This is a genomic window from Bradyrhizobium sp. SZCCHNR3119, assembly GCF_032487775.1.
In the GTDB taxonomy this organism is placed as follows: Bacteria; Pseudomonadota; Alphaproteobacteria; order Rhizobiales; family Xanthobacteraceae; genus Bradyrhizobium.
Genome location: NZ_JAUEUV010000001.1, coordinates 3,661,396 through 3,676,496 on the forward strand (window position 1 = coordinate 3,661,396; position 15,101 = coordinate 3,676,496).

The following is a 15,101-nucleotide window of genomic DNA, read 5'->3' on the forward strand; positions in this document are numbered from 1 at the left end:
GATGAACTGGCCGTATGTCATATCTAATGCGATTGTGCTGGCCTGCATCTACGGCACTCTCGCCATCGGGCTGTCGATCACTTGGTCGAGCCTGGGCCTGTTGAATCTCGCCTACGGGTTCATCTTTGCCTTGTCCGGCTATGGCGCCTGGCTGACCCATCAATATGTGGCGGCCCTGATGCCGGACGCGCTGCATGGCCTAATCATCATGCTTGCCGGAATTGCGACGGGCGCGCTGGGCGGAGTTCTGGTGTGTGCCCTGGCGTTTATTCCAGTTCACGACAAGCCGAACTTCACGATTCGCGGCATGATCGCGACCTTGGCGATCAGCTTGATGGGAACTCAGCTGCTGCTCTGGTGGTTCGGCCCGCGGTCGAAGAGTCTTCCGGAGATTTTCGGCACGAGCAAGCTGTCTCTGTTCGGGCTGGTTCTGACGGCCGACAAGATCGGTAACGTCGTCGTCTCGATCGCGATGTTGCTGATCGTCCTGACATGGATGCGTTCGAGTAGGCGAGGTCTTGAAATCCGTGCAATGATGATGAATCCCCACGCCGCGGCGATCGTCGGCATCGGCGTGCGGCGCACCAGCTTCTACGTGATGGCGATCACCGGCGGTTTGGCGGGCCTCTCGGCAGTTCTTCTGTCTCAGACCTATTACATTCAGCCGTTCAATGGCCTCACCCCGATGGTCAAGGGCGTCAGTATCGCCCTGTGCGGTGGGCTCGGAAGCGTGCCGGGCGCGGTGATCGCTGCCCTACTCCTGGGGCTCAACGAGGCCATGACGTCCGTGGCGCTCGGTGGCCAATACGTGCTGATGACCCAATTCCTTCTCATCATCCTGATCATTCTGGTTCGTCCACGCGGAATCGCTGGGCTCCTCGATAAGGCGCGGGAGGCCTAACGATGCTCAATCCCGTTCCGAACACGGCGACCATGACTGAAGCATCCGAAGACGGCGCGCGAGTCTGGCGCAATCCTTTGACGGCTTGGGGTGGCGCGGGTGCCGAGCCCGAGGTGCCGACGATCCCTTACAAGGATCCGACGGAGATTTGGACGCAGACCCGCGAATCGGGTGTGCGGTTGCTGCCGGTCGGCCGACTTCGGTACTATTACAAATGGCCCGGTCACGGCGAAAAACTTTGGACCAAGCTCCGCTACTGGCCCACGCGCCGCCGCGTTCTTCACGTGCGTGGAGAATATAACCCGAAGACGCTCCGCCGCGAAAAGACGATCGTCGACAAGCGTCCAATCTGGTGGGTTCTTGGCCTGCTGGCGCTAGCGCTCGCCCCGTTTGTGTTTCCGGCGTCCCAGCTCAATACGCTTCTTGCGGCCGGCGCGTTCTTCGGAATTTATGCGGCAATCAACCTGTGCTGGATGCTCGTGCTCGGCACGGCCAGCATCTTTTCGCTTGCGACTTATGCGGTTGTAGGGGTCGCGGCATTCATCACGACGTGGCTGTCGATCTCCATCGGGCTCCCCTGGTGGGTTCTGCCGATAATCGGCAGCGTAATCGGACTCGCGTTTGGAATCGTGATTGCCATACCAGCCACCCGCCTGGACGGCTTCTACTACGCACTCTTGACCCTCGGACTGAATGAGTTGTGCCGAGTGTATTTCGTGCAGTCGAAGATATTCGGCTCGGCGACAGGTGGCCTCTATGGCGCGGACGCCTACGCTCCGAAATCTTGGTCTCCGCTCGACCAATCGATGCTGGGGTACTACGCGGCGCTGGCGCTGATGTGCGGCGCGTTGCTGCTCTATCGCATGGTCGACGGGCGGCGGCTGGGCCGAATTCTGCGCATGGCTCCTGAAAAGCGGGAAGCTTTTGCGGAGGCCACCGGAGTTGATTTTCGTCGCGCCCGCATTCAGGTGTTCGTTATCTCCTCGATTGCCCTCGGGTTCATCGGCGGATTCTATGCCGCCCACTATCGAGGCGTGGGATTCTCGATCTTCAGCTTCGACACGGTTTTGTTGGGCTTGGCGATGCTGGTCATTGGCGGCATCGGAAGAGCTGAGGGCGCGGTTGTCGGCACCGCGATCGTGGTCTTTCTCGACAAGGTGTTGATCAGCTGGGGACCTCTCAGGCTTTTCGCCATCGGCATCATCATGTTGCTCGTCGTCTTGTACCTCCGGAACGGGTTGTTCGGCATCAAGCAGCAGTTCCGGGCCTGGAGAGACAAGAAGAAGAGCGAGCGTCGCTCTGCGCGAGCAGAGAAAGGAGGAGAAATGTTACCGGAAGAAGCGACCGAAACGAGCAACAAGGACCTGGTCTATTGGCGCCGCTACGACAAGATGCAGCGAGACTATCTGAAGTCCCTGGTTTCTCCCGAGCTGATCGAGGAGCACAAGCGCAATCCTCTCGGGCAGCACAGCGAAGCGCTCGAGCGTCTCCTGCTTTACTTCCGACGCCAGCCGCTTCCGGACAAGTACGCCATTCAGGTCGTGCAGCCGTTCAAAGCCTACCGGATCGTCGCGCTTTCAGGTCATCGGGGCGTTCCACCCCGGGTGGTCGAGGACAAGCTCTATCCCTCGCAAGACGACGCTTATCACGGCGTATTCATGCGACGCGTCCAGGATCTCTTGGAATCCTGATCAATCAACTCGCAAGGCGGCAGACAGGCGCATGGCTCAGATCAAGCTGTTTGGTTACACGGACCGGATTTCAGTCAAACCGGGAGAAGCTATTACATTCCATGTGAGTGCGGATGGTGCTGCCGCCGCCGACGCTCAGCTTGTCAGGCTCGTGCACGGCGATGAAAACCCCTTGGGGCCCGGCTTCATTGAGCAGGAAGTGGCTTGCGAGGGAAATGGCCGCTGGCGCGTCGAGAAGCAGTTTACCCAGCTCGGCTCCTTCCTTGCGGTCGAGGATCCCCAGCGGAAGCTCGTGCTTGAAGGAAGCATGACCCTTTTCGGCTTCATCTTCCCGGGGCTTCCTGGAGACGGACGCCGCCAGTGCCTCATCGGCCGATGGAGCAACGACAAAAGCGCCGGATTTTGTCTCGGCATCAATCACGAGGGCCATCTTGAATTTTGGGTCGGGCGCGGCGACGAGGTTGACTACGTCAAGACAGAAATCCCCTTGATGAAGAAGACTTGGTACTTTGTTGCGGCCACCTTCGATGCAAAGACGGGCAAGGCTACCATTCACCAGGAGTCCGTGACCAACCGGTACAACGGCCTGCTCGGGGGCGTGGTGCCGATCGATTATCGTTCGCACGTGACCGAGACGTTTCGATTCAAGCAGAAGAATCTCGAGGAAACCCCTTTCTTGATAGGCGGATCTCGTGACTTCCATGAGTTGCGCGGACCATTCGTATCTCAGAATTTTTCCGGCAAGATCGACAGGCCCGGCATTTATGATCGCGCTCTCGGTCGCGCCGAGCTCGAGCGGCTTTCGAAAGGAGAACTCCCGACGAGCGATGGACTGGTCGCTTATTGGGATACGACGGAAGGATACACGGACGCCGGCATCGGCGATGCGGTAATCGACATCGGGCCCAACAAGCTGCACGCCGAGGGCTACAATCGCCCCGTGCGTGCTCAGACAGGCTGGAACTGGAAGGGCCGAAACGACTGCTTCCGATTGGCTCCCCGTGAATATGGCGGCATCGAGCTTCATCACGATGCGATGATTGACTGCAAATGGAAGCCGACCAGGACGGTCAGGCTGCCAGAAAGCTTGCGCTCGGGCATCTATGCGATGCGCCTGCGTGCAGGGGATGGCGCGGGATTAGGTGAGGAATATATTGTCTTCTACGTTCGGCCGAAGCAGCCTAAGGCGAAGATTGCATTTCTGGTGCCGACCGCGACCTATCTCGCCTATGCGAACGAGCACCTCAGCTTTGATGCCGAAATCATTCAACCGATGACGGGGCAGCCGCCCATCATTTCGGAAGTCGATGTCGAGATGTACAAGAATCCTGATTTCGGTCTCTCGACTTACGACTGTTGGGCCGACGGCAGCGGTGTTTGCTACAGTTCCTATCGCCGGCCGATCGTCAATATGCGGCCGAAACATCGGATGTCGAGTATGGGCGTGCCGTGGGCGTTCCCGGCGGACTTGTCCATCGTGGGTTGGCTTGAGCAAAAGGGGTACGATTACGAGGTCCTGACGGACGAGGATCTTCACGTCGAAGGTGTAGACGCACTCAAGCCGTACAGTTGTGTGCTGACGGGGACGCATCCGGAATACTATTCGGAGAGGATGCTGGACGGCACCGAGGACTACATCGCCGGCGGTGGCCGATACATCTACATGGGAGGTAATGGCTACTATTGGAACGTTGCCTTTCGTGAGGACGAACCCTGGACCATGGAGGTGCGCAAGCTCGATGCGGGCATGAGAGCGTGGAATGCCCGACCTGGTGAGCACTATCTGGCGACAACTGGCCAGAAGAGCGGACTGTGGAAGAATTTGGGGCGGCCCCCGCAAAAGCTGGTGGGTATCGGCTTTATCGCCGAAGGTTTCGAAACCAGCCGTCCGTATCGACGGATGCCGGACAGCTACCATCGCCAGGTTTCCTGGATTATGGAAGGAATCGAGGGTGAGCTGATCGGGGAGGAAGGGCTTGCCTACGGCGGCGCTGCCGGCCTTGAGCTCGATCGCTACGATTTGACGCTGGGAACGCCGCCTCACACCAAGATCTTGGCTTCTTCGGGCGGTCACAGCGACAACTACATGCTGTCTATCGAGGAAATTCTATATCCGTATCCTGGCCTTGCTGGTAGCCAGGATTACAGGATCCGCGGCGACATAACGTTCTTCAACGCCCCAAATGACGGGGCAGTGTTCTGCGGAGGCTCGATTGCATTCGGTCAGGCGTTGCCGGCGCGAAACTTCGACAACAATGTGTCTCGACTTCTCGGCAATGTCGTCGATGCATTTCTCAAGCCTGGCCCCTTGCCGGGTTCTCGCTGGATCAGCGAGGAGAAGCAGTGGAGATAAAGCGAAGGGGACCGTTTTCTTATCTCGTGCCCCTCGGCTGGCCGAGGGCTACCGAGATCCGCAACCGTTAAGGACAAAGAAATTGAAAAAAGCAAGCCGAGCGGCCCACAGGCGTCAGAACGAAAAGAAGACCTCGGTCAAATCGGCTAAAGTAGCCATGCCTCCCGCGGAGGAGACGATCGCCAAAGCGCCGATTGATGAACGCATGGGGGCAGCCATCCGACGTGGCCGGCTTGAGCGGGGACTAAAGCTGACTGAGCTTGCATCTGCGGCAAACATCTCCGTTCCGATGATCAGCCGTTTTGAAAATGGACAATCCTCGGTCAGTCTCCCTTTGTTGGAACGAATCTGCACCGCGCTCGGGACGGATCTATCAACGCTTTTCCGCGAAGTCGAACAGAGCAGCGGAAGTGCGCAGCTGATAAAGGCCGGTGATCAGATGGAGGTGGTTCGCTCGGGAACGAAGCATGGTCATACGTACAAGTTACTGTCGTACAACAGGGGTCCGCGCAAGATCTTTGAGCCGTTCCTGATCGATATGGATAAGGAAAGCGAGAGCTACCCGCGCTTTCAGCATGCAGGAACGGAGTTCATCTACATGCTGAGTGGGCGCATGGAATACCGCTTTGGCGATAAGACCTTTCTCATAGGGCCCGGTGATGCATTCACCTTCTCCGGCAATGTTCTACACGGGCCGGAGAAGCTACTCGACGACCGGATTCAGTTCATCACGATCATCGTCTATGCGGAATAGCGGGCAGCCTAGCAGGAGATGCACGTTTATCGCTCTCCTGGGGCTCTAGCAGTCTGCTGAAGAAGCGGCCGAACCCCGACGGATTTTCGGTGATGTGAGGTTCTGTACGAGATTTCGCCGTTGGAGCGATGATCTCCGCTCCGAGAGGCGGCCTTATGCGGCAATCAGCTTGGGTATTCGGACGAGGTTGTAGTCGATCAGGTTGAGGAGGAAGTCGCCAAGCACGCGGTCGCGGCCTCGGTGCTTGGTCTTGCGAATGGTTCCGTGCTGCTTGCCCCAGCCGAAGATGCATTCGACCATGGCTCGGCATGTTTGAGACATGCCGTAGCCGGCGTGCCGGGTCATTCGCCCATCGATGGCGCTCTGGCGTCCTTTGGGATTGCCGTTGTTGTACTGGCGACGTGCGACGTGATGTTCATCTCCCGCAGCTTGGCGACGTGCTCGGCTCTGTCATAGGCCTTGTCCTCGCCCACGGTCATGCGGCCTCCAGACGTCTTGGCTTTCGCCTTGAGCATGACTTCGGGCGCGTTTCTTTCGGCCGTTACCGTCGCATGGGTCACCCGCCCGTCGATCGCCAAGCCGTTCCTGTTTTCCATGATGAATTGGCACATGTAGCAGAGCCTGGCTTCCTTGCCTCGGGACTTCCGATACAGCCGGCTGTCAGGATCGGTCACGCTGGCATGGGTATCGTTCTTGCGCTTCTCAGGTCCTCAAGACGAGTGCAAGCTGGTCGGGATCGATGCGCTCGGAACTACGGCCGAACTGCATTCGCTGCAGCTGTTTGATGATGGACTTGAGACGCTCGATCTCGGTGTCGCGATGGCCGATCGCAGCGGCAGTGTCGCGCACCAGGCGCTGCAGAAGCTCAGGATCGGAGGGGAGATTAGTGAGATCGTGCTGCATGTCCGATGGTACTCGAACACGCTGATTCGTAGAAGAATCGCAACTCAGTTCAGCACTGGTTTTTGCAGATGATCCTGCAATCGCGGGCTTCCAGATACGCTCTGGCGCGCGCCAGTCGATGCCTTCGATCAGCATCGCGAGCTGCGCCGGCGTGAGCGTGATCGAGCCATCATAGCCCGCCATCACCGGCCACACGAAGCCGCCCTGATCGATACGTTTAGTGAACAGACAAAGCCCGTTCCCGTCCCAGAACAGGACCTTCAGGATCGATGCCTTCTTGCCGCGGAAGGCAAACAGATGACCGGAGAACGGATCCTTCTTCAGCGCGTCCTGCACCAGCATTGCGAGCCCATCCATGCCTTTGCGCATGTCGGTGTAGCCGAGCGCCAGGTGCACCTTCACGCCCGCTGGAACGAACATCATGATGCTGTCTCTCCGCTTTCGATCTGCGCCCGCACCGCATCCGGATCGCTGCCGGCGGGAGCGAAGACACGCTGTCTGTCAGGAAGGTCGACGGCCATCATGCCCTCCGGTGGACGCACGAGATTGCGCAGAACGCGCGCTGCGGGCATGTCGTCCGGCAGCACAACACGGGCGAGCTTGGATCGCTTCTTTTACGCGATGCCGAACTGCGCGCGCTAGCGGAACAGCAGCCCGGTGACGATCCCATGCTTGCGGGCGACGGCAGAGACTTTGGCGCCCGGCATCTCAGTCTCCCTGGCGATCGCGAGCTTCTCCTCGTCGCTGAAGAAGCGTCGGGCCGGCGTTTTGGGCGCGGCTGGATCGCCGATTTCGGCGGCTGTCAAGCGGCGTTCGGGCTGTGAGTTCCTAGCACTAGTGCTAACGGCCGGACGGGCGGAGGGATGAAGATGGGCGCGCCAGTCGATCGTGACCTCGCCGGCCGCCAATCGGTCGCGCCATTTGCGCAGCGAATGCGGCGACAGCTGCATGGCCGCGGCATAGGCGCGGAGCTCCATCCCGCTCCAGTTCAGCGCCTCGACATGCATCGCCCAGAACGCTTGAGACGCCCGATTGCGCACATCCGAGGTGACCATGAACCTGCGCTGCTTCTGCTTTCGGAGCGCCTTTTCTCGCTCGTCCCCGGGCGCGCTCGCGGCGCAATTCCGTCTGATATTTCTCGAGCTTAAGCGCAGTCTCGTTGCCGGCCAGCCGCTTCAGCCAACGCCGCAACGTGTTCTCGGTGAGACGTTGTTGCTGGCAGTATTTGCGGATCCCGAGACCGCTGCGACGCCACGCTTCGATGTGCAGCGACCACCATTCGCGGCGCGCTCTGTTCTCGAAATGTTTGGATCCCACCGGAGATTCTCCACAGCAGCAGAGAACCCGAAATGGAACGACAACACACGAGGGGGAAGGTGTGCAGAGACCGGACGGTTACAAGGCGGCGTTTCCGAGCAAGATAAAAGTGGCTCGCCGGTTGAATGCCAAGCCATTGACATGGCTTGGGTTCAACCGTGCCGTTCGGTCGAGGTGAGTGCCGCTACCGAGTTTTTTGTCAGCAAAGTCAAAGGCGACTTCGGCACTGATCGTAGTGTAGCGAACTCTGGCGAAGAACTCGGTTGAGCCACGCGACGAGTGCAGGATCTGCGACTCGGCGTGCGAGTTGACCGATCAATCGTGTCGCGCCGTCGTATCTCTGAGCCTGGGCCGATGCGTTCCGCCGACGCGGCCAGAACGAAATCGCGGGGTCGAAAGGGACCTGCGGCTCCGCGGGTCCAAAAGGGATCTGCGTATAAAGACTCACGGCGGGGCCCTAAGGGATCCGCTTTCCCTGCGACCAACGATCTCCCACCTGTCATTTTCCTCATCTTGGCATGTCGGCTCGGCGGTCGACCAGGACCGTATCCAGGATTCGCATGGACGCGAGCGGGCTCTGATCCAGGACGCAGGGGCTAGCCGAAGGCCTGACTGACGACGCCGTAGCTCGTCGGCCGGTCGTGGCCACGCGGGTGTGCACCCTTCACGTCGTTGCGCAGCGACATGGTTGTGACGGCATCAAACAGATCAAGCCCCGCTCGGGCTAGAAAGTCGCGAAACTCTCCGGTCTGATGGGTATCGAGCCTGAGGAATTGGCCGGCATGAGCCGCGACGTGCGGCGCGACCACCGCGATGGCGTCGCTGTCGCAGGACGCGACCACCGGCCCGACGACATGCCCGCGTCCAAACCGCCGGCACAGCGCGAACGCCGCGAGTTGTCCCGCTCGAAACAGGCCGAAGCTGCGCGACTGGGCCAACAGCGCCGTCATGAGCTCGCTTCGCTGGACGCCATAGGCGGACGCGTCGAGCTCGATCAGGGCCGGCAGCTCCGACCCGGTCAGCTCGTGGATGTCGCCCGTTCCGGCGACCGCTGTGCCGGGGTCGATCGCCTCGCCCTGACACTGAAACAGCGTCTGTTCGCGTTTGAAATCGAGCGATCGGTAGAGGCGATAGGCCGCACGCGTCGCGTTGAGCCGTAGCACGCGATCGCCGCACTCGGCCATCACGCGCTTCATCAGCCATTGCCCGGTGCCGAGGGCCTGAAGCCGCGGCGAGGTGATGACCATCCCGACCGCAGCAAAGCCATCGCTGTAGGGAAACCACATCGCAGCCCCCAAGACGCGACCGATCTCATCGAGCGCCACGACTCCGCGTCCGATGCCGCGCATGAATTCCCAATCCTCCGCCCGATGCGGCCACTGGACGGCGATCGACAAGGCGAGCAACTGCCCAAGGTCGACGCTGCCGATATCGGCGAGTTGCATCTCGAACACGTCGACGATGCGCGACTCGACGCCCGGGTCTTCCATGTCTGCTTTCCCTGTCCTCGTCCCGCCGGCCACGCGTCACCCTGCCTCGATGAGGTGGACAGCGACCATGCTGCCGTCACGCCGGCATATTGACGCGTCTGCGATCGAACTTCGCAACATTCTTCTCAATCCTGCCCTGTCTTCAGCAGGGAATACAGACCACGTCGTCTATGATCGATGCAGGCCGGAAATGGGGGCGGTGAGCCCGGTCGGCCGCTGGGATGATCGTATGACGTTCCTGTTCAAATCCGATGCCAAGCGTGGCGCCATCTTTCGCGAGGTGCTTGCGCGCGAACTCCCTGACCTGCCGTTCGCGATCGATCCGGCCAAGATCGATGCCGCGGCCGTCCGCTACATGATCGCTTGGCTGGTGCCGCCGGATCTTGCCGTCTATCGCAATCTCGAGATCCTGTTCTCGATCGGCGCCGGCATCGACCAGTTCAACGCCGCCTCGGTCCCTGCAGGGGTCAAGATCGTCCGCATGGTGGAGGACGGCATCGTCCGGATGATGCAGGAATACGTCACGCTGGCCGTGTTGACGCTGCATCGGAACTGGCCGGCCTATGTCGATCAGCAGCGACAGCAGCTGTGGCGCGCCGTACCGCAGCCTCAGGCGCGAGAGCGGCGCATCGGCGTGCTGGGCTTGGGCATGCTCGGGCAGGCGGTGTTGGAGCGGCTGGAACCGTTCGGCTTTCCTTTGTCCGGCTGGAGCCGCAGTCCGCGCACGATCGACGGTGTGACCACGCACCATGGCGCCGACGGTCTCGACCGGCTGCTGGAGACGACGGATATCCTGATCTGCCTGCTGCCTCTGACGGACGAGACACGCGGCCTGCTGAACGCTGAGCTGTTCGCCAAGCTGCCGCGAGGGGCCGCCCTCGTGCAGACCGGCCGTGGCCCGCAGCTCGACCAGGCGGCGCTGCTCGCCACGCTCGACAGCGGGCACCTCGCGGGGGCGGTGCTGGACGTGACCGATCCCGAGCCGCTGCCGGCCGAGCATCCGCTGTGGCGGCATCCGCGCGTGCTGATCACGCCGCATGTGGCCAGCGTCACGCAGCCTGAGTCGGCCGCGCTTGCTGTGGCCGAGAACATCAAGCGGCATCGCGCCGGGCTCGATCCGGTCGGTCTCGTCGACCGCAGCCGCGGCTACTGAGGGCCGGCGCGCCGCCACGGCTCAGCGGATCCAATCCATGGTCTTGTAGTACGCGCCGACGAACGGCAGGAACCAGGGCTTGCCGAAATGACCTGGCACGACCGGCCAGTCGGCCTCCTTCATCGGGTTGCGGTCGGGCCGGCCGAGCATCGCATCGGCCACGATCATGCCGAGATGAGTCGAGAGCTGTGCGCCATGGCCCGAATAGCCCATCGCGTACCACAGCCCGCCCTCGCGGCCGGCGCGCGGATAGCGGTCGGCGGTCATGTCGACGAGGCCGCCCCAGCAATAGTCGATGTCGATGCCGGCAAGCTGCGGGAACATCCGCTCCATCGCCGCGCGCAGGATCGCGCCGCTCTTGGCGTCCGATTGCTGATCGGATGTCGCCGAGAAGCGCGCGCGGCCGCCGAAGATCAGGCGGTTATCCGGCGACAGTCGGAAGTAGTTGCCGATGTTCATCGAGTTGACATAGGTGCGGTTGCCCGGAAGCACGGATGCCGCTTCTGCCTCCGTCAACGGCCGCGTCGCGATGATGAAGCTGCCGACGGCGATTATGCGGCGGCGGAAATAGCTGAATGTCGATGGCGTGTAGGCGCCGGTGGCGAGCAGCACCTGCTCGGCGCGCACCGTTCCCTTGGCCGTGGTCAGGCGGAAGCTCTTGGCCTGCTGCATCTGCTCGGTCACGGCCGCCTGCTCGACGATGACAGCGCCGCGGCGGCTTGCGGCCGTGGCGAGGCCCGCTACAAAGCGGCCCATATGCATCATGCCGCTCTTCTTGAACAGCATGCCGCCATGAAAGGGCGAGCCGATCTCGGACGTCAGGTCAGCCGGCGAGAGCAGCGCGGTGTCCGGGTCGACCTCGCGATGGATCGCTTCGAAGTTGCTCGCGATCGCATCGAAATGAGCGGGCTTGGAGGCCAGCTTGAGCTTGCCGGAGCGGCGGAAATCGCAGGCAATGTTCTCTTCCGCGATCAGGCGCTCCAGCGTGTCGATCGAATCGTCGAACGCCTTGTAGAGGGCGATGGCGCGCTCGGCGCCGAGCTCGGCCTTCGCCGCCGGATAACTATGCGCCAGGCCGTTGTTGAGATGGCCGCCATTGCGTCCCGACGCGCCCGAGCCGACCTGATCTGCCTCGAGCACTATGACCTTGGCGCCGGCCTTGGCGAGCTGCAGCGCCGCGCCAAGTCCGGTGAAGCCGCCGCCGATCACCGCGACGTCGTAGTGCCCCTCCACGGGCCCGGTGTGGCCGCCGGCAAAACCGGTCGCAGTGTCGCGCCAGTAGGAGACATATTTCATCGCGGGCACTCTGCTTAGAGACCTAACACGCCGGGCAGCTCGGAGACGCCCTTGATCTCGGTGTAGCCGTAATACGGATTGGCCGGCTCGTGACCGCGGTTGACCCACACCTTGCTCTTGATGCCGAGATCATGCGCCGTCATCAAATCGTAGCGGAACGATGACGAGCAGTGCGTGATATCCTCCGGGCCGCAGCCAAGCATGTCGAACATGTATTCGAAGGCGCGCATCCGCGGCTTGTAGGCCTGCGCCTCTTCGGCCGTGAATACGGCATGGAACGGCGCGCCGAGCTTGGCGACATTCGAGGGGATCTGCGCATTCATGGCGTTGGAGAGAATGACTAGCGGGATTTCCTTGGCCACCTTGGCAAGGCCCGACGGCACGTCGGGATGCGGACCCCAGGTCGGCACGCGCTGATACACCATCTCGCCGTCCTCGGGCTTGAAGGGGATGCCGATCTTGCGGCAGCTGCGCGCCAGCGCGTTGCTGACCACCTCGGCATAGGGCTTCCACGCGCCGAGGATTTCGTCGAGGCGGTAGGCCGAGAAGACCTTCACGAACTCGTTCATCGCCGGCTCGGAGAGCGTTGCGCTGTAGAGATCGCGCGCGGCTTCGGCCATCTCGAAATTGATCAGCGTGCCGTAGCAGTCGAAGGTCACATATTTCGGGCGAAAGCGGCTCATGGATCCTCATGCCGGTCATGGTCTCGGCCGCCGATGATAGGCCGACGCGCCAGCATAAGATGCGGCTTTGCCCCGGTTCTGCGGCGGAAGATGTTGTGGGCGTCACCGCCTTCAGCCGATCTGCTGGGTCCCGCTCGCCCAGACTCCCACGGAAATGGGAGTGCATGACATGACGTCCGACGCCGCGAGCTTTGTCGCTTTCAGCGGGGATCACCTGGATGCCGCGACGCGGCTGTCGCAGCAGGCGCGCTGGCCGCATCGTCGCGAGGACTGGCAGATGGCGCTTGCGCTCAGCAAAGGCTGCGTCGCCATCGCCGCGGATGGTCGCGTGATCGGCACTGTGCTGATGACCCCCTACGGCACCGACGCAGGCACCATCAACATGGTCATCGTCGATGAGGCGGAGCGGGGGAAGGGGCTCGGACGGCGCCTGATGCAGCAGGCGATGACGCTCGCGGGCGATCGCCGGCTGCAGCTCGTCGCGACCGAGGACGGCCTGCCTCTCTATGAGAAGCTCGGCTTCCACCGGACGGGTGAGATCGTGCAGCATCAGGGGCACCTTGCGCAGGCGGTGGCGCGGACCGACGCCGTGCGCGCAGCCCCGCCGGAGGACGTCTCCGCCATGACCGCCCTCGACGCTACGGCGTTCGGCGCGGACCGCAGCGATCTGATCGCCCATATTGCGTCGGTCGGCGAGTTCGCGGTGCTTGAGCGACAGGGCCAATTGACCGGCTTCGCGGTGCTGCGCCGCTTCGGCCGAGGGCTCGTGATCGGCCCTGTGGTCGCGTCCGATCTCGACGACGCGAAGGCGCTGGTCGCGCATTTTCTCGCTGGTCGCGAGGGCGAATTCATCCGTGTCGACACCGGCATCGAGAGCGGCCTCACGCCGTGGCTGAGCAGCCTCGGCCTCGGCCATGTCGGCGGCGGCATCGTCATGCACCGACCCGCCGCACAGGACAGGGCTCAGCCATCCCCGACATCATTTGCCTTGGCCAGCCAGGCGTTCGGCTGAACCGGAGATCATCATGCTCAGCAACTCGCTCATCGAACTCGACCGCGCGCATCTAGTGCATCCGGTCACGTCGTATCGCGGACACGAGGCGTCGGGCGCGCGCGTCCTGGCCTCGGCCAAGGGCGCGATCGTCACGGACGCCTCCGGGCATCAGCTGGTCGACGGCTTCGCCGGGCTGTGGTGCGTCAATGCCGGCTATGGTCATGAGAGCATCGTCGAGGCGGCTGCTCGGCAGATGCGCGAATTGCCTTACGCCACCGGCTATTTCAGCCTTGCCTCGGAGCCCGCCATCCGGCTCGCGGCGGCGCTCGCCGAGCGCGCGCCCGGCGACCTCAACCACGTCTACTTCACGCTCGGCGGCTCGGACGCCGTCGACAGCACGGTGCGCTTCATCCATTACTATTGGCACGTGAAGGGTCAGCCGCAGCGCGACCAGTTCATCACCCTGCAGCAGGGCTACCACGGTTCCTCGACGGTCGGTGCTGGACTGACGGCGCTGCCGGCCTTCCACGCCAATTTCGGCGTGCCGCTCAACTGGCAGCACAAGATCCCCTCGCATTATGCGTACCGCAATCCGGTCGGCAGCGATGCCGATGCGATCATCGCGGCATCGCTTGCCGCGCTCGAAACCAAGATCGCCGAGGTCGGCGGCGAGGAGCGGGTGGCGGCGTTCTACGCTGAGCCGATCCAGGGCTCCGGCGGCGTGCTGGTGCCGCCCGACGGCTGGATGAAGGCGATGCGCGAGCGCTGCCGGCAGCACGGCATCCTGTTCGTCGCCGACGAGGTGATCACCGGCTTTGGCCGCACCGGACCGCTGTTCGCCTGCACCGACGACAAGATCGTCCCGGACTTCATGACCGTGGCCAAGGGCCTCACCTCGGGCTACGTCCCGATGGGGGCGGTGCTGATGTCCGATCACGTCTATGACGTGATCGCCGACGGGGCAGGGGCCTCGGCTGTGGGGCACGGCTATACCTATTCGGCGCATCCGGTGAGCGCAGCCGTCGGCCTTGCCGTGCTCGATCTCTACGAGAACGGTCTGCTGGAGAACGGAAGGCGCGCCGGCGCACGGCTGATGGCAGGCCTGCGCGCGCTGCAGGATCATCCGCTGGTCGGCGAGGTCCGCGGCCGCGGCCTCCTGGCCGCCATCGAACTCGTGGTCGACAAGGAGAAGAAGACGCCGCTGCCGGCCGGCGTCGAGCCGTCGCGCCGCATCTTCGATCGCGCCTGGGCCAATGGGCTCGTCATTCGTGCGTTCCCCACCGGGGTGCTCGGCTACGCGCCGCCGCTGTGCTGCAGCGATTCCGATATCGATGCCATCATCGAGCGGACTGCCCGAACGCTCGACCAGACCCTGGCCGACCCGGACGTCCGCCAGGCGATGGCGTGAAAGCGGGCACGGGCAGATCGTCGCGTGTGCAGCAACGCCGATATGTCGGCGCCTGCTCCTATTCGCAATTTTGTGCCGTCGGGTCCCCACAATTCGGAAGTTTTCGCCGGAACCCGGCTCCACACTAGGACCGTCATCTAAGAGACACCTTACGCCAG

At 62.3% G+C, this 15,101-nt stretch carries 14 protein-coding genes and 1 pseudogene; 7 read left to right on the forward strand and 8 right to left on the reverse strand.

Going from position 1 to position 15,101, the window contains the following annotated elements:
• Position 1 precedes the first annotated feature (1 nt).
• From QX034_RS17010 to QX034_RS17025, 4 genes are all read left to right on the forward strand, one after another.
• Positions 2 to 901, forward strand: a complete 900-nt coding sequence (locus tag QX034_RS17010) for a branched-chain amino acid ABC transporter permease (RefSeq protein WP_315701423.1) — start codon at positions 2 to 4, stop codon at positions 899 to 901.
• A gap of 2 nt (positions 902 to 903) precedes the next feature.
• Complete coding sequence (locus QX034_RS17015; RefSeq protein ID WP_315701422.1) at positions 904 to 2,592, forward strand: branched-chain amino acid ABC transporter permease; 1,689 nt, start codon at positions 904 to 906, stop codon at positions 2,590 to 2,592.
• Between the two features lie 31 nt (positions 2,593 to 2,623).
• Positions 2,624 to 4,945 carry a N,N-dimethylformamidase beta subunit family domain-containing protein gene (locus tag QX034_RS17020; protein ID WP_315701421.1) on the forward strand — a complete coding sequence of 774 codons (2,322 nt, stop codon included), beginning with the start codon at positions 2,624 to 2,626 and terminating at the stop codon, positions 4,943 to 4,945.
• Positions 4,946 to 5,027: 82 nt separating this feature from the next.
• Positions 5,028 to 5,699, forward strand: a complete 672-nt coding sequence (locus QX034_RS17025; protein ID WP_315701420.1) for an XRE family transcriptional regulator — start codon at positions 5,028 to 5,030, stop codon at positions 5,697 to 5,699.
• A gap of 153 nt (positions 5,700 to 5,852) precedes the next feature.
• Here QX034_RS17025 and QX034_RS17030 read toward each other — a convergent pair whose 3' ends face one another.
• From QX034_RS17030 to QX034_RS17060, 6 genes and pseudogenes are all read right to left on the reverse strand, one after another.
• Entirely contained in the window at positions 5,853 to 6,044 is a 192-nt protein-coding gene (locus QX034_RS17030) for a transposase (RefSeq protein WP_315701419.1), read from the reverse strand.
• Entirely contained in the window at positions 6,041 to 6,373 is a 333-nt protein-coding gene (locus QX034_RS17035; RefSeq protein ID WP_315701418.1) for a hypothetical protein, read from the reverse strand. The genes QX034_RS17030 and QX034_RS17035 overlap by 4 nt, the downstream gene beginning before the upstream one ends.
• 28 nt (positions 6,374 to 6,401) lie before the next feature.
• The gene (tnpB, locus tag QX034_RS34050) at positions 6,402 to 6,998 is read right to left on the reverse strand and encodes an IS66 family insertion sequence element accessory protein TnpB (protein ID WP_409997796.1); all 597 of its coding nucleotides are present in this window, start codon (positions 6,996 to 6,998) and stop codon (positions 6,402 to 6,404) included.
• A gap of 242 nt (positions 6,999 to 7,240) precedes the next feature.
• Positions 7,241 to 7,657 carry an IS66 family insertion sequence element accessory protein TnpA gene (gene tnpA, locus QX034_RS34055; protein ID WP_409977528.1) on the reverse strand — a complete coding sequence of 139 codons (417 nt, stop codon included), beginning with the start codon at positions 7,655 to 7,657 and terminating at the stop codon, positions 7,241 to 7,243.
• A gap of 154 nt (positions 7,658 to 7,811) precedes the next feature.
• A pseudogene (gene tnpA, locus QX034_RS34060) lies at positions 7,812 to 7,919 on the reverse strand (IS66 family insertion sequence element accessory protein TnpA); the annotation flags it as partial.
• 596 nt (positions 7,920 to 8,515) lie between these two features.
• Positions 8,516 to 9,409 carry a GNAT family N-acetyltransferase gene (locus QX034_RS17060; protein ID WP_315701416.1) on the reverse strand — a complete coding sequence of 298 codons (894 nt, stop codon included), beginning with the start codon at positions 9,407 to 9,409 and terminating at the stop codon, positions 8,516 to 8,518.
• 229 nt (positions 9,410 to 9,638) lie between these two features.
• Here QX034_RS17060 and QX034_RS17065 point away from each other — a divergent pair, with 229 nt between their 5' ends.
• Positions 9,639 to 10,562 (forward strand): glyoxylate/hydroxypyruvate reductase A, encoded by a 924-nt coding sequence (locus QX034_RS17065; RefSeq protein WP_315701415.1) that lies wholly within the window; start codon positions 9,639 to 9,641, stop codon positions 10,560 to 10,562.
• A gap of 21 nt (positions 10,563 to 10,583) precedes the next feature.
• Here QX034_RS17065 and QX034_RS17070 read toward each other — a convergent pair whose 3' ends face one another.
• Both QX034_RS17070 and QX034_RS17075 read right to left on the reverse strand, forming a co-directional pair.
• Positions 10,584 to 11,858, reverse strand: coding sequence for an FAD-binding oxidoreductase (locus QX034_RS17070; protein WP_315701414.1), 1,275 nt, complete (start codon positions 11,856 to 11,858; stop codon positions 10,584 to 10,586).
• Between the two features lie 14 nt (positions 11,859 to 11,872).
• Positions 11,873 to 12,541 (reverse strand): haloacid dehalogenase type II, encoded by a 669-nt coding sequence (locus tag QX034_RS17075; protein WP_315701413.1) that lies wholly within the window; start codon positions 12,539 to 12,541, stop codon positions 11,873 to 11,875.
• A 169-nt stretch (positions 12,542 to 12,710) separates the two neighbouring features.
• On the opposite strand from QX034_RS17075, the gene QX034_RS17080 reads away from it, so the two are divergent.
• Both QX034_RS17080 and QX034_RS17085 read left to right on the forward strand, forming a co-directional pair.
• Entirely contained in the window at positions 12,711 to 13,553 is an 843-nt protein-coding gene (locus QX034_RS17080; protein WP_315745401.1) for a GNAT family N-acetyltransferase, read from the forward strand.
• A gap of 13 nt (positions 13,554 to 13,566) precedes the next feature.
• Entirely contained in the window at positions 13,567 to 14,943 is a 1,377-nt protein-coding gene (locus tag QX034_RS17085) for an aspartate aminotransferase family protein (protein WP_315745400.1), read from the forward strand.
• The last annotated feature ends 158 nt before the right edge of the window (positions 14,944 to 15,101 follow it).